This window comes from Roseibium salinum (assembly GCF_026240905.1).
Taxonomy (GTDB): Bacteria; Pseudomonadota; Alphaproteobacteria; order Rhizobiales; family Stappiaceae; genus Roseibium; species Roseibium salinum.
The window spans coordinates 4,131,768-4,154,626 of record NZ_JAPEVI010000003.1; the positions used below are offsets into that span (position 1 = coordinate 4,131,768).

General features: G+C 61.8%; 19 protein-coding genes and 1 pseudogene. 8 read left to right on the forward strand and 12 right to left on the reverse strand.

What is annotated here, in order from left to right:
* Nucleotides 1-451: 451 nt before the first annotated feature.
* Both mepK and ON753_RS23780 read right to left on the reverse strand, forming a co-directional pair.
* Nucleotides 452-1,076: pseudogene (mepK, locus tag ON753_RS23775) on the reverse strand (peptidoglycan L,D-endopeptidase MepK); the annotation flags it as partial.
* Between the two features lie 283 nt (nucleotides 1,077-1,359).
* Nucleotides 1,360-2,898, reverse strand: coding sequence for a sigma-54-dependent transcriptional regulator (locus tag ON753_RS23780; RefSeq protein ID WP_265966175.1), 1,539 nt, complete (start codon nucleotides 2,896-2,898; stop codon nucleotides 1,360-1,362).
* Between the two features lie 195 nt (nucleotides 2,899-3,093).
* Between ON753_RS23780 and ON753_RS23785 the strand changes: the two genes are divergently transcribed.
* The 5 genes from ON753_RS23785 (at nucleotide 3,094) to ON753_RS23805 (ending at nucleotide 8,470) form a co-directional block, all read left to right on the forward strand.
* Nucleotides 3,094-4,917 carry a M3 family oligoendopeptidase gene (locus tag ON753_RS23785; RefSeq protein WP_377047093.1) on the forward strand — a complete coding sequence of 608 codons (1,824 nt, stop codon included), beginning with the start codon at nucleotides 3,094-3,096 and terminating at the stop codon, nucleotides 4,915-4,917.
* A gap of 18 nt (nucleotides 4,918-4,935) precedes the next feature.
* Entirely contained in the window at nucleotides 4,936-5,835 is a 900-nt protein-coding gene (locus ON753_RS23790) for a heme-dependent oxidative N-demethylase family protein (RefSeq protein ID WP_265966179.1), read from the forward strand.
* Nucleotides 5,836-5,928: 93 nt separating this feature from the next.
* A complete protein-coding gene (locus ON753_RS23795; protein ID WP_265966182.1) occupies nucleotides 5,929-7,308 on the forward strand; it encodes an ABC1 kinase family protein in 1,380 nt (459 codons plus the stop codon).
* Nucleotides 7,309-7,469: 161 nt separating this feature from the next.
* Complete coding sequence (locus ON753_RS23800; RefSeq protein WP_265966184.1) at nucleotides 7,470-7,751, forward strand: aa3-type cytochrome c oxidase subunit IV; 282 nt, start codon at nucleotides 7,470-7,472, stop codon at nucleotides 7,749-7,751.
* Nucleotides 7,752-7,798: 47 nt separating this feature from the next.
* Nucleotides 7,799-8,470, forward strand: a complete 672-nt coding sequence (locus ON753_RS23805; protein WP_265966187.1) for an RluA family pseudouridine synthase — start codon at nucleotides 7,799-7,801, stop codon at nucleotides 8,468-8,470.
* Nucleotides 8,471-8,789: 319 nt separating this feature from the next.
* Here ON753_RS23805 and ON753_RS23810 read toward each other — a convergent pair whose 3' ends face one another.
* The 4 genes from ON753_RS23810 to rpsU form a co-directional block, all read right to left on the reverse strand.
* Nucleotides 8,790-9,416, reverse strand: coding sequence for a hypothetical protein (locus ON753_RS23810; RefSeq protein WP_265966189.1), 627 nt, complete (start codon nucleotides 9,414-9,416; stop codon nucleotides 8,790-8,792).
* Nucleotides 9,417-9,621: 205 nt separating this feature from the next.
* Nucleotides 9,622-10,206 carry an NAD(P)H-dependent oxidoreductase gene (locus tag ON753_RS23815; RefSeq protein WP_265966190.1) on the reverse strand — a complete coding sequence of 195 codons (585 nt, stop codon included), beginning with the start codon at nucleotides 10,204-10,206 and terminating at the stop codon, nucleotides 9,622-9,624.
* Between the two features lie 434 nt (nucleotides 10,207-10,640).
* Nucleotides 10,641-11,498, reverse strand: coding sequence for a tetratricopeptide repeat protein (locus ON753_RS23820; RefSeq protein WP_265966191.1), 858 nt, complete (start codon nucleotides 11,496-11,498; stop codon nucleotides 10,641-10,643).
* A gap of 165 nt (nucleotides 11,499-11,663) precedes the next feature.
* Nucleotides 11,664-11,894, reverse strand: a complete 231-nt coding sequence (rpsU, locus tag ON753_RS23825) for a 30S ribosomal protein S21 (protein WP_068409696.1) — start codon at nucleotides 11,892-11,894, stop codon at nucleotides 11,664-11,666.
* 394 nt (nucleotides 11,895-12,288) lie between these two features.
* On the opposite strand from rpsU, the gene ON753_RS23830 reads away from it, so the two are divergent.
* The gene (locus ON753_RS23830) at nucleotides 12,289-13,638 is read left to right on the forward strand and encodes an MATE family efflux transporter (RefSeq protein ID WP_265966195.1); all 1,350 of its coding nucleotides are present in this window, start codon (nucleotides 12,289-12,291) and stop codon (nucleotides 13,636-13,638) included.
* Between the two features lie 114 nt (nucleotides 13,639-13,752).
* On the opposite strand, the gene ON753_RS23835 is transcribed toward ON753_RS23830, so the two are convergent.
* The 3 genes from ON753_RS23835 to ON753_RS23845 form a co-directional block, all read right to left on the reverse strand.
* A complete protein-coding gene (locus tag ON753_RS23835) occupies nucleotides 13,753-14,847 on the reverse strand; it encodes a 5-(carboxyamino)imidazole ribonucleotide synthase (RefSeq protein ID WP_265966197.1) in 1,095 nt (364 codons plus the stop codon).
* A gap of 212 nt (nucleotides 14,848-15,059) precedes the next feature.
* Complete coding sequence (gene purE, locus ON753_RS23840; protein ID WP_265966198.1) at nucleotides 15,060-15,554, reverse strand: 5-(carboxyamino)imidazole ribonucleotide mutase; 495 nt, start codon at nucleotides 15,552-15,554, stop codon at nucleotides 15,060-15,062.
* A gap of 143 nt (nucleotides 15,555-15,697) precedes the next feature.
* Nucleotides 15,698-15,904 (reverse strand): YdcH family protein, encoded by a 207-nt coding sequence (locus ON753_RS23845; protein ID WP_265966200.1) that lies wholly within the window; start codon nucleotides 15,902-15,904, stop codon nucleotides 15,698-15,700.
* 487 nt (nucleotides 15,905-16,391) lie between these two features.
* Between ON753_RS23845 and ON753_RS23850 the strand changes: the two genes are divergently transcribed.
* A complete protein-coding gene (locus tag ON753_RS23850; protein WP_418068012.1) occupies nucleotides 16,392-16,565 on the forward strand; it encodes a YdcH family protein in 174 nt (57 codons plus the stop codon).
* A 150-nt stretch (nucleotides 16,566-16,715) separates the two neighbouring features.
* Here ON753_RS23850 and ON753_RS23855 read toward each other — a convergent pair whose 3' ends face one another.
* The 3 genes from ON753_RS23855 to ON753_RS23865 form a co-directional block, all read right to left on the reverse strand.
* On the reverse strand, nucleotides 16,716-18,086 hold the full coding sequence (locus ON753_RS23855) for an IS1182 family transposase (RefSeq protein ID WP_264417572.1): 1,371 nt from the start codon (nucleotides 18,084-18,086) through the stop codon (nucleotides 16,716-16,718).
* 85 nt (nucleotides 18,087-18,171) lie between these two features.
* Nucleotides 18,172-19,806, reverse strand: a complete 1,635-nt coding sequence (locus ON753_RS23860) for an acyl-CoA synthetase (RefSeq protein WP_265966204.1) — start codon at nucleotides 19,804-19,806, stop codon at nucleotides 18,172-18,174.
* Between the two features lie 85 nt (nucleotides 19,807-19,891).
* Nucleotides 19,892-20,656, reverse strand: a complete 765-nt coding sequence (locus ON753_RS23865; protein ID WP_265966206.1) for a sulfite exporter TauE/SafE family protein — start codon at nucleotides 20,654-20,656, stop codon at nucleotides 19,892-19,894.
* Nucleotides 20,657-20,828: 172 nt separating this feature from the next.
* On the opposite strand from ON753_RS23865, the gene ON753_RS23870 reads away from it, so the two are divergent.
* Nucleotides 20,829-22,736 (forward strand): propionyl-CoA synthetase, encoded by a 1,908-nt coding sequence (locus tag ON753_RS23870; RefSeq protein WP_265966208.1) that lies wholly within the window; start codon nucleotides 20,829-20,831, stop codon nucleotides 22,734-22,736.
* Nucleotides 22,737-22,859: the final 123 nt, after the last annotated feature.

Here is a 22,859-nt window from a genome sequence, read left to right on the forward strand (position 1 = left end):
GGGCTGTCCTGAATCAAGTGCTGCGCGCTGACTGTCCAGCGTGTTCGGGGCCGGCGCCGCGCTGGCCACGACCGAGGGGGTGCCGGAACGTCGGCTTCCGGTTTGAGGACCGGAGCAGCGCTTGCAACGGCGATCGGCTCGTTCGGGACCGGGGCCTCTTCAGGCGTGGTTTCGAGGACTTTGGGCAGCGGTACCGGCGGGTTCTCGATGACCGGCGATGCTTCCGCCGCCACAGGCGCAGGCGGTTTGTTGCCGACCGCGCCGGGCCGTGCGGCCTGTTCGCCGCGATCCCGGCCGCCGCCAAACAGGCTGGCGAACAGATTGCCGCCGCCGGATGGTTTTTCGCTGCTGTCGGCGGATACCGGAATCGGCTTGCCGGGGTTCGTAAGGCTCTGATTGCGCGTGTTGGGCTGGCTCGAGGCGACGATTGTCGGCTTGCTCCTCTTTCCGGATTTTTCCTCCGCAAGGGCAATCTTGTAACCGCTGAGCGGCTTGCCGTCCGAGGGAATGTGCAGGGTCTTGCCATCCGGGAAGACCTTGGCAAGCTGCGACCGGCTCATGCGCGGCCAATGGCGCACGGTGCCGGTGTCCATATGCACGAACGGCGAACCGGATGTCGGGTAATAGCCGACGCCGCCGATCTCCTTGCGCAATCCCGTTGCCCGCAGTTTGGACAGGTCGACGCCGGGGATGTAGAAATCCATCGCCCTGCCGAGTGTGTGCTGGCTGTTCTTGGCAACCCCGGAGGAGCGCTTGCGCAACATGTTGTTGGTGGCCGGTGACCGGTAACTGGAGACGACGTAGATGGAATCCCGGGCGCCCACCTGCTGATAGACTTCCCAGACCAGATCCAGAAGTTCCGGATCCATCTTGGTTATCTCGTTGCGCCGCCAGTCGCGCAGAAAGCGGTTGGCCTCGCGCAGACCGTCGGGCAGGTAGCGGCCGTTTTTCTTGAACGTGATCGATACACGCTCTTTGGTATGGGTGTTGTACAGCTTGAGCGTGCGTGTTTCAGCACGTGCGGCAGCCGTAAGGCAGACGGAAATCACTGTGAGCGCGCCGAGGGTTTTCGCCACACGCTTCAGCCAGCCGACGGCGTCGAAATCAATCAACAGGTTACGCAAAATCTATCTCGCCGTTTGTGATGGCTTCACCCATCCCGTGTCCCCCAGCGGGAGAATTACGATTAACCGCTGCAGGTTAAGAAGTTTTTACCTTAATTCCACTTGCGTGATAATCGTGGCGAATATGCAACGGCGCAAGTGGAAATGCAGTAGAAGTCCCCAAGTGAGCTGATTAGCCGCAGAATGCGTCAAAAAATCGTCCTATTGCCAGATCCTGGGAGCAAATTGCCGTATTTCACGCGGCATTGTCCCTGCCTGCCTCCTCAAGGCCGTATTCCTTGAGCTTGCGGTAGAGCGTGGAGCGGCCGATGCCGAGCCGTTTTGCGACTTCCGTCATGCGGCCCGAATAGTGGTTGATCGCGGCGCGGATCAGTTCCTCCTCGACGTCGGTCAACTTGCGGACGTGGCCCTCCGGATCGAGGTTGCGCATGAAACCGAACGGCGCCGACTGTTCGAAGCCGGCCTGGGGAGCCGCTTGAGCCTCCTGAGGCCGCGCCGCGGTCTGAACCGGCTGGCCCCGAGCCGTGTTCTCAGGCGCGGGGGAAGGTGCCGGGCCGGCAGCCGGTATCGACGTGTGTTCGGTGGCGGCCGCGATCTGCGGGAAATCGTTGACGGTCAGCTGTGCGCCGTCGCACAGGACCACTGCCCGGAAGACCGCATTTTCCAGCTGCCGGATATTGCCCGGCCAATTGTATTCCTGAAGCATCGCGATCGTGTCGGGCGTCACGCCGGCGACCTGGGGCTTGCCTTCCTCGGCCGCGAACCTTGCCAGAAAGTGGCGCGTCAGGGCCGGGATGTCCTCCCGGCGGTCCCGCAGGGGCGGAATCCAGATCGGGAACACGTTCAGCCGGTAATAGAGGTCTTCGCGGAAGACGCCTTCCTTCACCTGGTCGATCAGGCGGCGGTTGGTTGCCGAGATCAGCCGGAAATCCACCTTGACCGGGCGCCTTGCGCCGATCGGGTCGATCTCGCTCTCCTGGATCGCCCGCAGCAGCTTGACCTGCACGTCCTGCGGCAGTTCGCCGACCTCGTCGAGAAAAAGCGTGCCGCCGTGGGCTTCCTGGAATTTGCCGACATGCTTGTCGACGGCTCCGGTAAACGCACCCTTCTCGTGGCCGAAAAGGATCGATTCGACGAGGTTTTCGGGAATGGCGCCGCAATTGACGGTGACCAGCGGCTTGGACTTGCGATCGCTCGAACCCTGAATGGCGCTGGCGATCATTTCCTTGCCGACACCGCTTTCCCCTTCGATCAGGATCGGAATGTTGGAAGCGGCCGCCCGCTTGCCCAGATTGATCACACGCTCCATCGCGGCCGAATGGGTGATGATGTCATCGAACGTCAGCGTGCCGGACGCCTGTTTGCGGAACCGCGTGATCTCGCCCTCCAGTGCGGAGGTCTTCAGCAGGTTGCGGATGGAGACATTCAACCGCTCCGGGGCGACCGGCTTGACCACGAAGTCCTGCGCGCCGGCGTTCATCACGTTGACGACGGTGTCGATGCCGCCGTGAGCGGTCTGGACGATGACCGGCGTTGCGATCTTGTCGCCGCGCAGCCGCTGCAGCACGCCAAGTCCGTCCAGTTCCGGCATGACCATGTCGAGGATGATCAGGTCGATTTCGCTGGCTTCCGGGCCGGTCATCACCCGGACGGCTTCGGCGCCATTCTCCGCGGTCTTGGACCGGTAGCCGAATTTCTTGACGGCCTCCTGGAGGAGGCGGCGCTGGATCGGGTCGTCGTCTACAATGAGAATTTTGCCGCTGAGTGCTTGCATTGCCTGCTTCGATCGGTTCGCGATTGTCTCGTTTCGAACCATTCTGGTCGCAATTGGGTAAACAAATCGTCCAAGCCGAACCAAAAAAGTTTTGCTTTTGCAATTGCGAGGCGTGGTATGCCCGGCCTACTAATTCGTGACACGAAATACCGGCGCCCTTTTCCGGGCACCCGTTCACCGGAGTGAAAAATGCCGATGATGCCGCACCCTGTTTTCGCGCCTCATTCGTCCGCGTCCGCCGAGCTTGGTGATTTGCCGGAATGGGACCTGACGGATCTTTATCCGGCTGTGAATGCGCCGGAAGTGGCTGCCGACCTGAAGGAGAGCCTGGAGCGGTCGAAAACCTTCGAAGCCTCCTACAAGGGCCGTCTGGGCGAGCTTGCAAAGGACAATGTGCCGGCCCTGGTGACGGCCATCCGCGCCTATGAGGATCTGGAAGACCTCATGGGCCGCCTGATCTCCTTTGCCGGGCTGCTCTATTCGGAAAACACCATCGATCCGGCGGCGCAGAAGTTTTACGGCGACGTGCAGGAGCAGATCACGACCGCCAGCTCGCATCTGCTGTTCTTCACGTTGGAACTCAACAAGATCGACGACGCCGTGATGGACGCGGCCCTGGAGGACGTCCAACTTGCGCATTACCGACCGTGGATCGAAGACCTGCGCAAAGGCAAGCCCTATCAGCTGGAAGACCGGGTCGAGCAGCTGTTTCATGAAAAATCGGTCACCGGGCCGAGCGCCTGGAACCGGCTCTTCGATGAAACCATGGCTTCACTGAAGTTCGAGATGGACGGCGAGGAACTTTCCATCGAGCAGACGCTCAATCTGCTGGTGGATCCGTCGCCGGAAAAGCGGCGTCTTGCCTCGGAGGCCCTGACGAAAACCTTCAAGGCCAACCTGAGGACCTTTACCCTCATCACCAACACCCTGGCGAAGGACAAGGAGATCTCCGACCGCTGGCGCAGTTTTGCCGACATCGCCGACAGCCGGCATCTGGCAAACCGGGTGGAGCGCGAAGTGGTCGACGCGATGGTGACGGCGGTGCGGGACGCTTATCCGCGCCTGTCGCACCGCTATTACAAGCTGAAGGCCAAGTGGCTGGGCATGGACCAGCTCAACACCTGGGACCGGAACGCACCGCTTCCCGATGCCGACACACGGGTGATCCCCTGGGATGAGGCGAAGAACACGGTTCTGTCGGCCTATGGCAGCTTTTCGCCCGACATGGCCGAGATTGCGGGACGGTTCTTCGACAAGGGCTGGATCCATGCGCCGGCCCGCTCGGGCAAGGCGCCGGGCGCCTTCGCCCATCCGACGGTTCCGAGCGCGCATCCCTATGTCCTGGTCAATTACCAGGGCAAGATCCGCGATGTGATGACCCTGGCCCATGAACTGGGCCATGGCGTGCATCAGGTGCTTGCCGGCCCGAATGGGCCGCTGATGGCGCCGACGCCGCTGACCCTGGCGGAAACCGCAAGCGTCTTCGGCGAAATGCTGACGTTCAAATCGCTGCTGGAAAAGGCCGCCGATCCGCGGACCCGCAAGATCATGCTGGCCGCCAAGGCCGAGGACATGATCAACACGGTGGTCCGGCAGATTGCCTTCTACACGTTTGAGCGCAAGGTCCATACGGAGCGGCGCAACGGTGAACTGACGTCCGACAAGATCGGCGAGCTGTGGCTGTCCGTCCAGGCCGAGAGCCTTGGCCCGGCAATCAGGCTGAGCGAAGGCTACGAGACCTTCTGGACCTACATTCCGCATTTCGTTCATTCGCCGTTCTACGTCTACGCCTATGCCTTCGGCGATTGCCTGGTCAACTCGCTGTACGCCGTCTATGAGGAGGCGGAAACGGGCTTTCAGGAGAAGTATTTCGATCTTCTGAAGGCGGGCGGCACAAAGCACCATTCGGAATTGCTCGCACCCTTCGGTCTGGACGCCTCCGACCCGGATTTCTGGAAGAAGGGTCTTTCGGTGATCGAGCGGATCATCGACGAGCTTGAAGAGCTCGACCGGGCGTGAGGACGCAAAGCGCTGCGCATGAAGCCAGGATCGTCGCCACCTTTTCAGCACACGCCCTATGACGGTTCGAGCCAGCCCTTCACGGTCGGCCTGAAGCCGGTCGGCGAGGAGGCCTGGCTTGAGCCGGACCCGTTCCTCGGCGCCCACCTGGCGGAAAAGGAGCGGCTGTTTCAGGAAAAGCGGGAAGATGTCTTCCGGGCGGAGGCGGACACCGACGCCGCGCAGGAAGAGGTGTTGAGGCTCATTGCGGACCATCTGAGGTGCCATCACGGCACGACACATCGGCCCGCGGACGGCGGCTTTCACATACCGTCGGCCGGGCGGCGGGTTTCGCTGGACGGCAGGCCGGCCCTTCTCACCGCTTCGCGGCTGGTGCAGGAGGACCTGGTTGTCATGCGGGCGGGGCCCGACGGCTACCGGCTGGTGGCGGCCTCCCTGTGCTTTCCCTCTTCCTGGTCTCTGGCGGAGAAGTTCGGCCGGTCGATGACCGGCATTCATGACAACGTTCCCGGCTTCAACGGCACGCGCATGGGCCAGACGGTCGCGCGCCTGTTCGAAAACCTGAAAGCCGGGCAGCTTGTCGGTCGGTTCAACTGGTCGCTTTATCCCGATGGCGAGCTGCATCATCCGCGCCCCAAGCGGATCCGCGAGGATCTTTCCGAGAGCGCGCTGGCCCGGCTGTTCCTGCGCGTGGAGCGGCAGACCCTGCGCCGCCTTCCCGGCAGCGGCGACATCCTGTTCACCATCAAGATACACCACGACCCGCTGGCCGCGCTGCAGGACCACGAGGAGCGTGCGGCGCTGGCGGCCGGACTGCGGCGACAGCTGCTGGACCTGGATGCCGACCAACTGGCCTACAAGGGCCTGACCGGCACGCGCGATGCCTTGGCGGAGGCCCTTGAGCGGCGTTTCGGGTAGATCCTTACGCGCAATACTGCTGTTTGAGCTGGATATTCCTGCCGGCGTTCATATGTAGACAAGAGCCTGAAATCCTGGGGAGCAGACTGCCACATGGCACCGTCCAAAGACCGTGAGAGCAACCGTTTCAGCGCCCGCATGGGCCGCTATGCAAAAGTCGGCACCAATATGGGCGGCATTGCCGCCAAGGTCGCCGGCGCGAGGCTGTTCGGCATGGAGCTCGACAATGCCAAGAATGCCGCGGAACTCGCCGCGGCCCTGGGCGGCCTGAAAGGGCCGCTGATGAAGGTGGCCCAACTCCTGTCGACCATTCCCGATGCCCTGCCGCCGGAATACACGACCGAGCTTGCCAAACTGCAGGCAAGCGCGCCGCCGATGGGCTGGGCCTTCGTCAAGCGGCGCATGAGGGCGGAACTCGGCGCGGACTGGCAGAACCGGTTCGCCGAATTCGGCAGGGAACCGGCCGCCGCCGCCTCTCTCGGGCAGGTCCACCGTGCGGTCGGGCATGACGGCAAGGTGCTGGCCTGCAAGCTGCAGTATCCGGACATGGCATCCGCCGTGGAGGCGGATCTGAGCCAGTTGGAGATGCTGTTCTCGCTGCACCGGCGGATGAGCCCGGCGATCGATACACGGGAGATCGCCAAGGAAATCAGCGCTAGGGTCCGCGAAGAACTGGACTATGCCCGCGAAGCGGCGCATATCGCCATGTACAGGCACATTCTTGCCGGCTACGGTCGCATCCGCGTGCCCGAGGTCGTCGACGACCTGTCCACGGGACGGCTTCTCACCATGGGCTGGCTCGAGGGCCGGCCGCTGCTGGATTTCAAGGGACACGGCCAGGAGGAGCGGAACCTTCTGGCGAAAACCATGTTCCATGCCTGGTGGCATCCCTTCAGCCATTTCGGCGTCATCCATGGCGATCCGCATCTCGGCAACTACACGGTCTTCGAGAACGCCGACACGCCGGCCGGCATCAATCTTCTGGACTATGGCTGTATCCGCATCTTCCCCGAAGCCTTCGTGGAAGGGGTGGTCAATCTTTATCGCGGGCTTCTGGAAGAAGACAACGACCGCGTCGTTGCCGCTTATGAGCACTGGGGCTTCAAGAACCTCACGAAGGAAGTCGTCGAGATACTCAACATCTGGGCGCGGTTCATCTACGGTCCGCTTTTGACCGACCGGGTGCGCTCCATTGCCGACGGGGTGTCCGCGGCGGAGTACGGCCGCAAGGAGGCCTTCCGGGTACACACCGCCCTGAAGAAACTGGGGCCGGTTACGGTGCCGCAGGAATTCGTCTTCATGGACCGGGCGGCCATCGGCCTCGGCGGCGTCTTCCTGCATTTGCGCGCCGAACTGAATTTCTATCGGCTGTTCAACGAGCAGATCGACGGATTTGATGCCGCCACCGTCCGCAAGCGCCAGGATGAGGCCTTGCGGGCCGCCGATCTTGCGCCCGCTTCGAACGCCGCATAGGCGCACGGCCGGTGCGCCGGAAAGGCTTTCGCCATGCGCTACTTCGCCGTCGGTCAAAAAGTCGCGTCCGCGGTGCGTAAATCTGCCGCCTGGAACATTGCCCAACTGGAAAGCTTTATTGTATGAAGACTGCCGACTTAGGAATTTCCCAGGGGGACTGAATGTCTGACGAAAACGCGCCCGCAATGGACTACGAAGCTCACGAGCGGACTTACGAGGGGTTCATCAACTTCTCGAAGGTCGGGACGATTGCGGCCCTGAACGTCATGCTGTGCCTGATCATGTTCGGCTTCGGCGGCTCGGTCGCCACCATCTTCGGCTGGCTGATGCTCATTGCGACAATCGTCGCGTCCTCTATCGGCCTCGCCCTTGGTGCCACCGGCTGGATCCCGCCGGCAGCGGTTTTCGTGGTCACGGGACTTCTGGCGATCCTGACCGTCTGAGTGGCGACCGGTTGGCCGACGCCTTCATCCCGTTTGAGGCAGGTGTCATGAACCGGTCCGCACCTGCTCCGTTTGTCTACGACCCGCCGGAGGAGCCGTTCCTGACGGTCCTTCACGCGGATGACCATCTGCTCGTCATCGACAAGCCGAGCGGACTGTTGAGCGTTCCCGGCAAGGCTGCCGAGCATTCGGATTGCCTGGAGCGCAGGGCCCGCGAAGCCTTTTCGGGGGCACGTATCGTCCACCGGCTGGATATGGATACCTCCGGCGTCATGGTGCTGGCGATGAGCGCCGCTGCTCTCCGGCATCTGGGGCTGCAGTTCGAAAGACGCAAAACCCGCAAAACCTATGTCGCCGAAATCTGGGGCCATCCGGGCGCCGACGAGGGTGAGATCGATCTGCCGTTGATCTGCGACTGGCCGAACCGGCCCAGGCAGATGGTCAGCTTCGAGCACGGCAAGCCCGCCATGACCCGCTGGCAGGTGCTGGAGCGGAAGGCGAAGACGTCCCGTGTCCTGCTGTTCCCGCACACGGGCCGGTCCCACCAGCTACGTGTCCACATGCTTGCCCTCGGGCACCCGATTGTCGGCGACCGTTTCTACGCCGAAGGAGAGGCGCTCGCCGCGTCCGGCAGGCTGGCGCTCCACGCGCAGAGCCTGGAGCTGCACCATCCGGCGGATGGCGAACGGGTCACGTTCGAAGCAGCCTGTCCTTTTTGACCAGAGGCGTCAGCCGTGAAGGCTCAACAAGTGGTTGCCCGTGCGACTGGTCCGAAGGGACCGGCCTTGCCTGTCTTGATTTGCTCCCAAGAGGGAAGGCCGAGCAACCTGCACTCGCTACAAGAAAAACCTCATCCTGAGGAGCGAGCTTACTCGCGTCTCGAAGGATAGGCGGCATATTATGAGCAGGCGGCCGATCCTTCGGGATGCCGCGTTCGCGGCTCGTCAGGATGAAGGCGTGCGCGGCCGAGGGGCTCCACGCGTGGAGACTGGAGCTGCATCATCCGGCGGATGGCGAGCGGTCACTCAGTTCAGGACATTAGCCTTTTTCGATAATCCGGCATTTTCTGAAACCGAAAACCCGGCTCATCTTGGCTGCTCGCAGGGCTTGCGTGAGCCGATCGCTCAGAAAGAACATGTTTATCAACGGCGGGTTCACCCATAGATCCGGGCCCTCGAGCGCCGTGGGACCAAGCGCAATGTCGTCGTCATGAAGATTGGGTGCCATGCGCATTTTGCCTGAATCAAAGACATCCAGATTTAATGTTTCACTGGGGAGGAAAGCGTCCTTACGTTCGCCTACGTTCAAGCTGAAATACTCGCCCTCCACCGAAGTTTTCCGGTCGTATTGGAACAACCTGATCGGGTAGAGAGAAGACTTTCCCAGGTCGAACTGCCTCAGGATATCCGCGCATTTGGCGGAGACCACCACCACCCCGGCGGCGCGCACAAGATCCGCCTGCGTCTTTATCGGTGGTCCGAACTTCCTCGCGAATATCTCTTTCGGAAAATGCTCCGCTGACATGGGTTCGCCGGTCTCGTTCAACTTTGCCATTTCTCCGAGCGTCATGCCGGTCGGCAAGGGGTCAGCGACAAAATCCTTGACTCGCGTTGAATCCATAAAGGCTCGGCTGGCCCATACCTCCGCGTCCCTCGTCTGCGCCATGTGAACAACAAGCTCCAGCAATTTGGTCAGCTGGTACTGAGGCCAGATCCTTGTCTGCAGTCAAGACGAAGTGGTTCCCGTTTGACGGATAGGCGGCATAGTGCGAGCAAGCGGTCGATGGACGCCGCGTTAGCGGCTCCTCGGGACGTGAGGGTGTGTGCGCCTGTCGCCCAGGCCGAGGCGCTCGCAGCATAGCTGTTGAGCGCTATGCCGCGTCGCGCCCCAACGCTTCCATCTTCTTGAGCCATTTGCTGACGCGGGCCTCTCCTGCCTGCTCCACCATGCCGAAGAGGGTGGACCTGACCGGTTTGAAGCCGGCGAAGCCGAGGATGTTGCGCTTCAGGTTCTTCAGGCTGTGGGCCCTGTACCAGAGCGTATAGGCGAGTGCAGGCATGCCCATGGTCACGACGACACGCGCCGACTTGCCGCGCATCTTGCCTTTCGGCCACCTGTCGTCGGCGGCGCGTTCGAAAGCCGTGTCGTAGTGCAGCAGCTGTTCCAGGAACGCCTTAGTATAGGCCGGAAGCGTGCCGAGCCAGAGCGGGTAGACCAGCACCAGATGGTCGGCAGCCAGCAGCGCATCGCGGGCCGGCTGGAGGACGTTTGGGGTCGGTTCCTTCGAGAAATCGGACGGCTTGCGGAGGACGGGAAATTCCAAGTCGGCAATGCGCACGAGCGTTGCCTCGTGGCCTGCGGCGAGCGCGCCCTGCTGATAGGCGGCCGACAGAGCATGGCCCAGGTGCCGCTCGTCCGGGTCCGGGTGGCCGTCCAGAATGAGGATCGATTTCATGTGGCCTCCGTGTTTGGGAACGCAGGCATTGGTAGGGGCGAGGACACTCCAGCGCATTGATATCGGTCATGCGTGGAGGTGTGCCGGGCTTAACGGAATGACATTCAGAGGATCTTCAACGCTCTCGATTGTCCTCCATCCGAGGGCGAAAAAGCAGTAAGTTATTGAATAGTCAGCTTTTCCACTCGCCCGTCAGACGAAAGCCCGGGTCCCGGTGGTGCTGATTATGCGTCAAACCGGGATTGTTCGTTCTCTCTGGATTAAAGCAGAATGCCGGACTGCAGGTTCGTCACATGCTTCAGCAAACGGGCCAGCGAGTGGGCCCCGGATCTCCGCTTTGCTGCGTCCGGGGTGACTGTCTTCAGCGGCACATCCTGGGGTCGAATTCACAACAACCCGGAGAAATCCAGCCCGGTCGGGGGCTCGAGCCCGGGTTAAGCCCGACCGAGGCGGCCGAGCCCTTCGCGGGCGATCTTGTTGGAATTTTCCAGCGAAACCGCCTTGGTATAGCTCCGGCGGGCGTCCGACGGTTGATTGAGCATTTCAAGGGCAAGGCCCCGGTTTGCCCATGCAACGGCGGAGTCGCGGTCCAGATTGACGGCCATGGACAGATCGGAAAGTGCCGCGTTGGGGTCGTTGACCGCCAGATAGGAAATGCCGCGGGCGATATAGGGCGCAGCCGCTTTCGGGTTCAGGCCGATGGCGGTTGCGAAATCTTCGATCGCGCGGTTGTCCTGCTTCTGTGCCTGGTAGATCAGGCCGCGGTTATAGAACGCGCGGGCATCGCTGCTGTCGCGGGAAATGACGGAATTGAAATCCGCCAGGGCCGCGCCGTAATTGCCTTCCTGGCGGTAGATGTTTCCGCGGCCGACATAGGCCGTATCGTAATCCGGCTTGATGTTGATCGCGCGGGTGTAGTCGGCAACCGCCAAGTCGTTCCGCCCCTGGCGCCGGTAGACCAGCGCCCGGTTGGCGTAGGTCTGATAGGAGTTCGGATTGAGCTGCAGGGCCCGGTTGAAGTCCTCAACCGCCTGATCGAGCTTGCCAGCCTGCCCGTAGGCGATGCCGCGGGTGCTGTAGGCGTTGGCATCGGACGGATTGGATTCAATCACCGCCGTCAGGGAGGCGATGTTGGTGGACGAGCCGGCAGACGAATTGATCGGCACATCGTCATAGACGCCGCCGGTGGTGTTGCAGGCGGCAAGCAGCGTGGCGAGGCTGAGCAGGGCGGCGTGAGGCAGGAACTTGTGCATCCGGCAGATTTGATCCCTTGCGGTCAGGCGATTAGACATGCCGTTTTTCCGCCCCCAATAGGGCGGGAGTGTGGCTGCGCTTTCTTTGCGGGCGGCAGTCCATAGCATTCTCCGCAAAATGCCAAAAAGCCGACCGTATAACCGGCCGGCCTAACGGCTATCTTGACGAGATGGCGATCCGTGCCGCCGGCACACTCAAGCCGCTTAGCGGCGAGCGGCGGGCTTGCCCGGAAGCAGACCTTCGCGCTGTGCCCGCTTGCGAGCCAGCTTGCGCGCGCGGCGAATAGCTTCTGCCTTTTCGCGCGCCTTCTTCTCGGACGGCTTTTCAAAATGACCGCGAAGTTTCATTTCACGGAAGATGCCTTCGCGCTGCATCTTTTTCTTGAGCGCCTTCAGCGCCTGATCGACATTATTGTCGCGAACCAAAACCTGCACGCGTTTTTTCCCGTTTTTTCGAGGCGCTGCGGTCGAGCCGCAGCCAGAACTGGATTTCGAGTTAAGCGAGATCTCGCAAGTGATCTCCGCGACTGCTCTGAGTACACGCAGTCAACGCTCACGGTCTTATCGATGTGTGGAGCATTCACTAGTGTGCAGAAAACTGATCGCCGCGGACGCGTCGCTCACTTTGGCGGGCTTAATACCAGAGGTGACCGGCCGTGTCCACTGCCATTCGCAAGAAATCCGGGTCAGGGACGCTTCCCCTTCCGGCAATCTCGAGGCTCAAGATCAGTGGACACCGTCTCTTATCACGATTACAGGTGAATGTCTTACCCCGGCTCAAACGAAGTCAATCGTCGTTTGTCGCCCCAGCCCTTTGTTGGAGGAAACGATGGCGTCGCACTACGCGTCAAGGGCCACCGATTCGGATACGGGCAGATCCCTTTGGCAGAGCGACATCCGGCCGACACTCGCGCTGGGGCTGCCGCTGGCGGGCGCTCAGCTTGCGCAGATGGCGATCAATACCACCGATGTGCTGATGATCGGCCGGCTGGGCGCCGAGGAGCTTGCCGCCTCCGTGCTGGCGTTCAATTTCTACATGCTCGTTTGGTTTTTCGGCATGGGCGTCCTGCAGGCGGTGATCCCGCTGGCGGCGCGGGCGCGCGGCCAGCGCAAGCTGCGCGATTTCCGCCGCGCGGTGCGCATGGGGTTCTGGGTCGCGGTGCTCTACTGCATACCGGTCTGGTGCATCATGTTCTTTACCGAATCCATTCTGGTGGCGTTGGGACAGGATCCGGAAATCTCCGCGACCGCCGGTCTTTACATGCATTTTCTACAGTGGACCATGCTGCCGGCGCTGCTGATCATGGCGGTGCGGGGGTTCCTCACGGTGATGGAGCGCACTCAGGTGGTGCTTCTGGCGACGATTGCCGGCGCCATCGCCAACGCGATCCTGGATTATCTGCTGATCTTCGGCAATTTCGGTTTTCCGCGCCTGGAGCTGATCGGGGCCGGCATTGCGTCGGTCTTCAGTTCCGCAGTCACCTTCGGCTTTCTGATCCTCTACGCAACGCTGCATCCCAGGCTGAAACGCTACTACATTCTCGGCCGGATCTGGCGTTCTGACTGGCAGGTGATCCTTCAGATCGTGCGGCTCGGAACGCCTATCGGCCTGACGATCATCGCGGAAGGCGCCCTGTTCGCGGCGTCCTCGATCATGATCGGCTGGCTGGGAACCCTGCCGCTGGCGGGCCACGGCATCGCGCTGCAGATCTCGTCCGTCACCTTCATGGTGCCTGTGGGCTTCTCCGTCGCCGCCATGACACGCGTCAGCCTTGCGGCCGGGCGGGGCGATCATGAAGGCGTCGGCCGGGCCGGGTGGACGGCCCTGGGCGTGACCATGGTGTTCATGGGAAGTTTCGCGCTGCTGTTCTGGACCGTGCCGGAGACCCTGGTCGGCTTCTACCTCGATCTGGAGGATCCGGAAGCCCGGGATGTCATGGCCTACGGGATGTCATTCCTGGCGGTCGCCGCGATTTTCCAGCTTGCCGATGGCGGCCAGATCATCGGCGTGAATAATCTTCGCGGGCTGGGCGATACCACCATCCCGCTGTTCTATGCCCTGTTCGGCTACTGGGTCGTCGGCATCAGCCTGTCGCTCGGCCTCGGCTTTGCCGCCGGCTGGGGCGGCGTCGGCGTGTGGTGCGGCCTGGCGGGGGGCTGGCATCGGTGGCCCTTTTAGCCAACCGCCGCTTTGCCAAACGCGAAAAGCTCGGTCTGGTGATCGGCTGACCCGGTCGGCTCAAGCGATCCAAACGGCGCCGGTGATCGCAGCCGGTCGCCTCAGCTCGCTGTCTCAGGCGGTTCTTGTGGAGATCCGGTTCACGTGGCCCATCTTGCGGCCCTCCCGGGTCTCCGCCTTGCCGTAGAGATGAAGACGCGCCTGCGGTTCCTTCAGCACGGATTGCCAGCCGTCGACATCGGCCCCGATGAGATTTTCCATGACCGCATCACTGTGGCGTTCGGTGGCGCCGAGGGGCCAGCCGGCGACGGCGCGGATGTGCTGGTCGAACTGGGAGGTGAGGCACGCGTCCTGGGTCCAGTGGCCCGAATTGTGCACTCTCGGGGCGATCTCGTTGACCAGCAGCTTCTCTTCATCACCGTCGCGCAGCAGGAACATCTCCACGCCCATGACGCCGACATAGTCGAGGCCGGCGACGATCTTTTCCGCCATGGCGCTCGCTGACCGCGTTGTCGCGTCGGAGACATCCGCCGGGACGGTGGAAGTCTTCAGGATGTGGTTCTCATGGTGGTTGCGGGCAATGTCGTAGCTGGCCGAGCTGCCGTCCAGATCCCTGCCGACGATCACCGAGACCTCACAGTCGAACGGAACGAGCGCTTCCAGAACCGCCGGCACGGCGCCGATCGCCTGGAAGGCGTTCGCCGCATCTTCGGGTTTGCGGATCATGATCTGGCCCTTGCCGTCATAGCCGAAACGGCGGGTCTTCAGGACACCCTGGCCGCCGAACGATGCCAGGGCCGCATCCAGGCCGGCCTGGGAATCGATCTCGGCGAAATCGGCGATCGCGACGCCGGCTCCGGACAGGAACCGCTTTTCGAAAAGGCGGTCCTGAGACACTTCCAGGGCGCGCACGCCCGGCCGAACGGGCAGTTTTGCGTCGAGATGCGCGGCCGTGGCGCCGGGTACGTTTTCGAATTCATAGGTCACGACGGACACGGATTCGGCAAACCGGTCCAGCGCGTCGAGGTCCTCATAAGGGGCGACCGTGAAAGCGGCGCATACATCGAAGGCCGGGCTGTTCGGGTCGGGACAGAAGACATGTGCCTTGAGGCCCAGGCTGGCCGCGGATTGCGCCAGCATGCGCCCAAGCTGTCCGCCGCCGAGAATTCCGATCGTGTCGCCTGGGCGGAGCCGTGTGTTCTCGCTCATGATGTCAATTCCTCGACGTTACTGCACCACCTCATCCTGAGGTGAACCGTCAGTTTGGTCTCGAAGGATGGGCGGGAAATGCGGAGCAGGTGGCCCATCCTTCGAGACAGCCCTGCGCGCTTCCTCAGGATGAGGTTTGTGTGCCGCGAAGAATTTTCATCTGAGCGCCCGAGAGTAAGGCCGGGATATAATCGGTCCGATCTCAACATTGCCTAGCGCGCCTCGTCGGACGGAACCTCGGCAACGGCCGCAGTGCGGTCCGAGCGGAATTTGGCCAGCGCCGCGTCAATGGCGGGATCGTTGAGGGCCAGCACGGCGGAGGCGAGCAGGGCGGCGTTGGTGGCCCCGGCCTTGCCGATGGCGAGCGTTCCCACGGGAATGCCGGCAGGCATCTGCACGATCGACAACAGGCTGTCTTCCCCGGACAGGGCCTTGCTTTCCACCGGCACGCCGAACACCGGCAGCAGGGTCAGGGAGGCGACCATTCCGGGCAGGTGGGCCGCGCCGCCGGCGCCGGCGATGATGATCTTGAAGCCTTCCGCCTTCGCGCCCTTGGCAAAGTCGTACATGCGGTCCGGCGTGCGGTGAGCCGAGACGATGCGGGCTTCATAGGACACGCCCAGCTGGTCGAGAATTTCTGCCGCGTGTTTCATTGTCGGCCAGTCGGACTGACTGCCCATGATGATTGCGACATCCGCTTGTGCCATATCTTGCTCCAGTGTCCGGCAGGCTCAGAAGAGCCGCGGAGTATAGGCAGAGCGCCGCGCATCGCAAGCCGGAATTGCCGGAAAACGGTCCAGGTCCCCGCAGTGCGGCCGCGGCGGCGGGACGCGCCGCCGCGACCGTGCCGTCAGGCGATGATATCCGGGAACAACTGGTCTTCCAGAACCGCGATCCGGTCCTTGATCATCAGCTTTTTCTTTTTCAGTCTCTGAAGTTGCAGCGCGTCATAATTGGATGTTGCCGCAAGCGCCTCCACAGCCACGTCCAGGTCCCTGTGTTCCTGGCGAAGCTGTGCCAGCTCCACGCGCAGGGCATCATTTTCCGTTTGCGCCATCCAACTCCCCCGAGACGGGAATCAACCCCACCGAAGAGCATTTGACCATTGATCCCGAGCCTTATGCAAACCCGCCATCACAGGCCAAATCAAGAACTCCGGTTACAGGTCTTCTTCTCGCTCCATCAGCCTGTTCTCATTCAAATGCAGGTTGATCTAGTCCATTTTGCCGTCGCTCGGCAAGATAGCATCTTTCTCAGTTCCCTGGCCGGCCTCACAATCGGGCCGAAGCCGTGTGTGACCGAAAGCCGCGGATGTCGTCTTCAAGAGTAAAACTGTGAACCGGCAAATCTATCAGCGGGAAAATTCGTGAGATTTGAACTGTTTGATTGCCGCCGGTTTTTCACGGTTTTCTAAGGATGGTGACAAGATTGCATGATTTGACGGCGAAACGCTTCAAAATCGCGAACTCAGCAATCGACAAGAACGGATTTCCTGTGGCACGATGGCGGCGTTGAGCCAACAGACAGGAGGTTTATCCATGTCAATGCAGTCGCATCTCGAAGAACTTGAGCGCCGTCACGCGGAAATGGAACGTAGGATTGAAGACGCTCAGTTGCACCCGAGTACGGACTCCTTGGAATTGGCTAACATGAAGCGGCAGAAACTGAAGATAAAGGACGAAATCGAGCGAATACGGCATGACGTGACCATCCATTAGGTACGTCCGCCAGACAGTTCGAAAACGCCGCGCATCGCGCGGCGTTTCAGACTGCTGACAAACCCGCCGATTTCGGCGGGTTTGTTTTTTGAGATTTGTTTTGCCGTTATTTCTGGGTTTTGAATTTAGCGTGGTCGGGCTTTTTGCCTGTCAGGCCCGTACTTGTTTGGGTGGTTTGGTGAGGGCCATCGCGATCTTCTTGATGTTCTGGGCGGCGGCGGCGAGGAGGCACTGCATCTGGACGCGCACCAGACTTCGGAACCTGGCGTATCTGTGGCCATGGAGCTGTTTGGCATCGGCAAACGAACGCTCCACGGTTTCCTTTCGACGCTTGTAAACAGCCTTGCCCCAGGGTGTCAGGCGATATGTATCGCTTCGCTCCCTGCTCTCCTGCCAGACATGGCGGGTGATGGTGCGCTCAGCCCTGGCATTGGAGGTGCAGGAGGCCAGAAGCGGACACTTTTTGCAGATGGCAGGGTCGGAGCGGTAGTGTTTGTAGCCGTTCCTGTCCGTCGTTGCATAGGTCAGCAGCCGGCCTTCGGGACAACGGTAGCCATCGGTTTGCTCCTCGTAAGCGAAGCTTGATTTGCGCATCATGCCGGGCTTTGGGGCAGACGGGCGGCGGTATCCGGTCACCCCCAGAATATCCCGCTCCTCCAGTCCCCGGGCTATCGCTGAAGTGGCATAGCCCGCATCAAGACCAACCGCCTTGACCTGGAAGCTGAAGCGGTGTGCCTGACGGTCCAGCCGGTTCAGATAAACAATGCTGTCATGGACATTGGCCGGTGTGGTGAAGGTGTCCGTGACGATCCCCAATTTACCGTCCACCGTGCGGTGGTCCAGATAGAAGAAGCCCTTTGGCTTGCCCTCACGCACCATGTAGCCGCTGTCCGGATCCGTGCGGCTCACCTTGGTTTGCTTGACCTCAGGAGAGCGCTCCTGCTCCTTTAGCGGCTTCTGGCCATGCAGCCTGCGTTCCGCCTCAACCGCCCGGTCCAGGTCCGCCCAATAATCGGCCCGTGACTTCTCGATTTGAGCCAGATCGTATTTGCCTTTGTTGGCATTCGCCTTCAGATGTGTCGAATCCGTATAAAGCACCGTGCCGTCTACAAGGCCATGAGCGATCGCCTGCTCGACAATGTGGTCGAAGATATCCTGGGCGACAGACGCGTCGTTGTAGCGACGCCGCCGGTTCTGGCTCAGTGTCGAGGCGTCGAACACCTTGTCCGTCAGCTTCAGCCGCAAGAACCAGCGGTAGGCGACATTCACCTCGATCTCGCGCACCAACTGGCGCTCCGAGCGGATGCCGAACAGGTAACCGATGAACAACGCCTTGAACATCAACGTCGGATCCAGCGGTGGACGGCCGTTGTCTGCGCAGTAGAGCGCCGAGACACGGTCATGGACGAACGAAAAGTCGATCACCGCGTCAATCTTGCGCAAAAGGTGATCGGCGGGAACAAGCTGCTCGAGTGTAACCATCTCGAGCGCTGTCTGATCGGGGCCGGGCTTCTTCAACATCTAAACAGTGAATCAAAAACCCCTGGACAATGCCAGGGGTTTGTCAGCAGTCTGAACGCCGCGCATCGCGCGGCGTTTTTTGTGTTTAAAGGCTCTTTGCCTGTTCGCGCAGGGCAAATTTCTGGATCTTGCCGGTGGAGGTCTTGGGAAGCTCGCAGAAGACGACGGTTTTCGGTGCCTTGAAACCGGCCAGGCGCTCGCGGCAGAACGCGATCAGATCCGCTTCGGTGACGCTTGAGCCTGCCTTCAGTTCGACGAAGGCGCAGGGTGTCTCGCCCCATTTTTCGTCCGGACGGGCGACCACGGCCACGGCCTGGACGTCCGGGTGCTTGTAGAGGACCTCCTCCACCTCGATGGACGAGATGTTTTCGCCGCCCGAGATGATGATGTCCTTGGACCTGTCCTTCAGCTGGATATAGCCGTCGGGATGCATCACGCCGAGGTCGCCGGAGTGAAACCAGCCGCCGTGAAAGGCGCTGTCGGTGGCTTCCGGGTTTTTCAGATAGCCCTTCATGACCACGTTGCCGCGGAACATGACTTCCCCAAGCGTTTCCCCGTCGGCCGGGACCGGTTCCAGGGTTTCGGGATCGAGAACCGTCAGGCCTTCCAGGGCAACGTAGCGCACGCCCTGGCGGGCCTTCTTCCGGGCCTGCTGGTCCAGTGGCAGGCCGTCCCATTCGCGTTTCCATTCATTGACGACGGCCGGGCCGTAGACTTCGGTGAGGCCATAGAGATGGGTGACGTTGAAGCCGGCCGTCTTCATGGCCGCCAGCACGCTTTCCGGGGGCGGCGCGGCTGCGGTGAAGAATTCGACTTCGTGATCGAGGTCGCGCTTCTGGTCGGGGGCGGCGTTCAGCAGCGTCGACATGACGATGGGAGCGCCGCACAGATGGGTCACCTGCTCGTCGGCAATCAGGTCCCACATGGTCTTCGGCCGCACTGCACGCAGGCAGACATGGGTGCCGGCGACAACGGAGATCGACCAGGGAAAGCACCAGCCGTTGCAGTGGAACATCGGCAGCGTCCACAGATAGACCGGGTGCTTGACCATTGAGGCAGTGATCACATTGGCCTGGGCCAGGAGATAGGCGCCGCGGTGGTGATAGACCACGCCCTTGGGATTGCCCGTGGTGCCGGAGGTGTAATTGAGCGCAATGGCATCCCATTCGTCATCGGGAAGCGACCACTGAAAGTCCGGATCGCCGGTCTGGAGAAACTCTTCGTAATCGATTGACCCCAGCCGCTCTCCGTCCTGCGGGAATTCCGGGTCCGAATAGTCGATCACCGTGGGATTGACGGTGGCGAGCGAAAGGGCCTGCCTGATGACCGGCGCGTATTCCCGGTCGGTGATCAGCACCTTGCATTCGGCGTGGTCCAGCTGAAAGGCGATGACCGCCGGCTCGAGCCGCGTGTTCAACGAATGCAGGACGGCCCTGGTCATCGGCACGCCGTAATGGGCCTCCAGCATGGGCGGCACGTTGGAGAACATCACGCTGACCGTATCGTTCTTGCCGATGCCGAGGCTGCCGAGCGCGGAGGCGAGCTGCCGCGCGCGGCGGTAGAAGGTGCGGTAGTCCGTACGCTGCTGGCCGTGAATGATCGCCGTCGTTTCGGGAAACACATCCGCCGCGCGGGCCAGAAAGCTGAGCGGGCTGAGCGGGGCGTAGTTGGCGGTGGTCTTGTCGAGCCCCTGGGTGAACGGGTTGACGCTGGCGTCCATGATCATCCTCCTTGATCATTTTCTGCCATCAAACTCCCAAATAGGGGCGCGCGCAATGCACTGATTGGTCAGGGGTCCGGATCGGTCAGGGCAGGAACGCCATCAGGCCGTCATAGGTCAGCTTGGCGCCGATCAGGCCCATGAAAATATAGATGATGCTGTAGAAGGTCTCGGCCTTGACGATGCGGACGAGCCACACCCCGCACAGCGTCGCGATCAGGGCGACCGGGAACAGGGTGACGGAGGTCGTCAGGTTGGTGGCGTCGAACTGGCCGAGCATGAAATACGGCACCAGCTTGATGGCATTGACCGCGGCAAAGAAGATCACCGCGGTGCCGGCGAAGAGCATCGGCGCAAGGCGCAACGGCAACATGTACATCTGGAACGGCGGGCCGCCCGTATGGCTGATGAAGCTGGTGAAGCCCGCGACAGTGCCCCAGAACGTCCCCTTGGGCAGGTTGTGCCTGCTGGCGCCGGCCGCCTTTCGCTGCTTGAAGAGGTAATCGGCGACGAAGGCCAGCGACATGATGCCGATCAGGAGAATCACGAAGGCGTCGTTCACATAGGCGGCGGTCGCCCAGCCGATGCCGATGCCCAGCACCGCGGCAGGGAGCAGAATGCTCAGGCTCCTCCAGTCGGCACGGCCCTTGTAGGCGATCAGCGCGACGGCATCCATCACGATCAGGATCGGCAGCATGATGCCGGCGGCCTGAAGCGGCGAAATCACGAGCGCCATGATCGGCACGCCGAGCATGGCAAACGTGCCGCCGAAGCCGCCCTTGGAGAGGCCGACGAAGAAGACGGCCGGAATGGCGGCCGCGTAGAACCAGGGGTCTGTTATCGGGGACATCTGTTCAAATGGTGGGATGATTCAAGAAGGGCAGGCGCTGCAGACAAGCACGCCGGAGGGATTACGTAAAGTCCCGAACGTCGAATTGCTTATGCGCGAAGACTTGCATTTTTGCCTCCTGATACACCACTCTAGTCCTAAAAGCCGAGGCGGCTGTTTGGGAGGAATATTCATGGCAAGCCGGTATCATGAGGTCTATCAGGGCTGGAAACACGATCCGCTGGGTTTCTGGAAGACGGCCGCTGCCGAAATCGACTGGATCTCGACTTCCGACACGATTTTCAACCCAGACATGGGCCAGTATGGCCGGTGGTTTCCGGACTGGGAATGCAACACCTGCTACAACTGCCTCGACCGGCATGTGGAGCGTGGCCGGCCCGGGCAGCCAGCGCTGATCTATGACAGCCCGATCACCGGCAAAAAGGCGAGCTACAGCTATGCCGAGCTGCTCGAGGAAGTGCAGGCGATGGCCTGCGTGCTGGCGGACAAGGGGCTGCAGAAGGGCGACCGGGCGATCATCTACATGCCGATGATCCCGCAGGCCGTCATGGCCATGCTCGCCTGCGCGCGCCTGGGCGTCATCCATTCGGTCGTCTTCGGCGGTTTTGCCGCACATGAGCTGGCAACCCGGATCGACGATGCCGCGCCCAAGGCGATCATTGCCGCTTCCTGCGGGATCGAGCCGGGCCGCGTCATTGCCTACAAGCCCCTGATCGACGCGGCGATCGAGCAATCGACAAAGAAACCGAGCGTCTGCCTCGTCTTCCAGCGCGAGGAACTGGCTGGCGAAATGCAGGAGGGCCGGGATTTCGATCTGGGCGAGCTCCAGGCGCAGGCCCGGGCCGCCGGCCGCACGATCGCGCCGACGCCGGTGAAGGCAAGCGACCCGCTCTACATTCTCTACACCTCCGGTACGACCGGGCAGCCGAAGGGCGTGGTGCGCGACAATGGCGGCCACATGGTCGCGCTGAAGTGGACGATGAAGAACCTCTATGACATCGAGCCGGGCGAGGTCTTCTGGGCGGCCTCCGATGTCGGCTGGGTGGTCGGCCATTCCTATATCTGCTACGCGCCGCTGCTTCACGGCTGCACGACGGTTGTCTTCGAGGGCAAGCCGGTCGGCACGCCGGATGCGGGCGTTTTCTGGCGCGTCGTTGCCGATCACGGCGTGGTGTCGCTCTTTACCGCCCCGACCGCGTTCCGCGCCATCCGCAAGGAAGATCCGGACGGCAAGTTCATCGAACAATACGATCTGTCCCAGTTCCGCTCCCTGTTTCTGGCCGGCGAACGCGCCGATCCGGAGACCGTCAATTGGGCGATCGACCAGTTGCAGGTGCCGGTGATCGACCACTGGTGGCAGACGGAGACCGGCTGGTGCATCGCCGGCAACCCGCTCGGGCTCGGACAGCTGCCGGTCAAGCCCGGTTCGCCCACCGTGCCGATGCCGGGCTACGACGTGCAGGTCCTGGACGACCTGGGCCATGTTCTGGGAACCAACACGCTCGGCAATATCGTGGTGAAACTGCCGCTGCCGCCGGGCTGCCTGCCGACGCTGTGGAATGCGGACAAGCGGTTCTTCGATGCCTATCTCGCCGAGTTCCCCGGCTACTACAAGTCGGCGGATGCCGGGATCATCGACGATGACGGTTATGTTTCCATCCTGGCGCGCACGGACGACATCATCAACGTTGCCGGGCACCGGCTGTCCACCGGCGGCATGGAGGAGGTGCTGGCGTGCCATCCGGATGTTGCCGAATGCGCGGTGATCGGCATTGCCGACAAGCTGAAGGGCCAGCTGCCTTGCGGGTTCGTGGTGCTGAAGGCCGGCGTCGAGCGGCCACATGAGGAGATCGAGAAGGAACTGGTGAAGCTGGTGCGCGACAGGATCGGCCCGGTGGCGGCCTTCAAGATCGCGATCACGGTCGCGCGGCTGCCGAAAACCCGGTCCGGCAAGATCCTGCGCGGCACCATGCGCCATATTGCTGACGGAGAAAGCTACAAGGTCCCCGCCACGATCGACGATCCGGCCATCCTGGATGAGATCAGCGAAGCCTTGAAATCACACGGTATTTCCGTGTGAGAGGCAGGGGTGACATTACCGTAACCTGAGAACTGTGATCGACACGGGCGCTTTTGAGAACTAATGTCGGACCGCCGCAAAGCGGTCCGCGCGTGTTTGCGGTCTCGAATTTACCCAATTTAC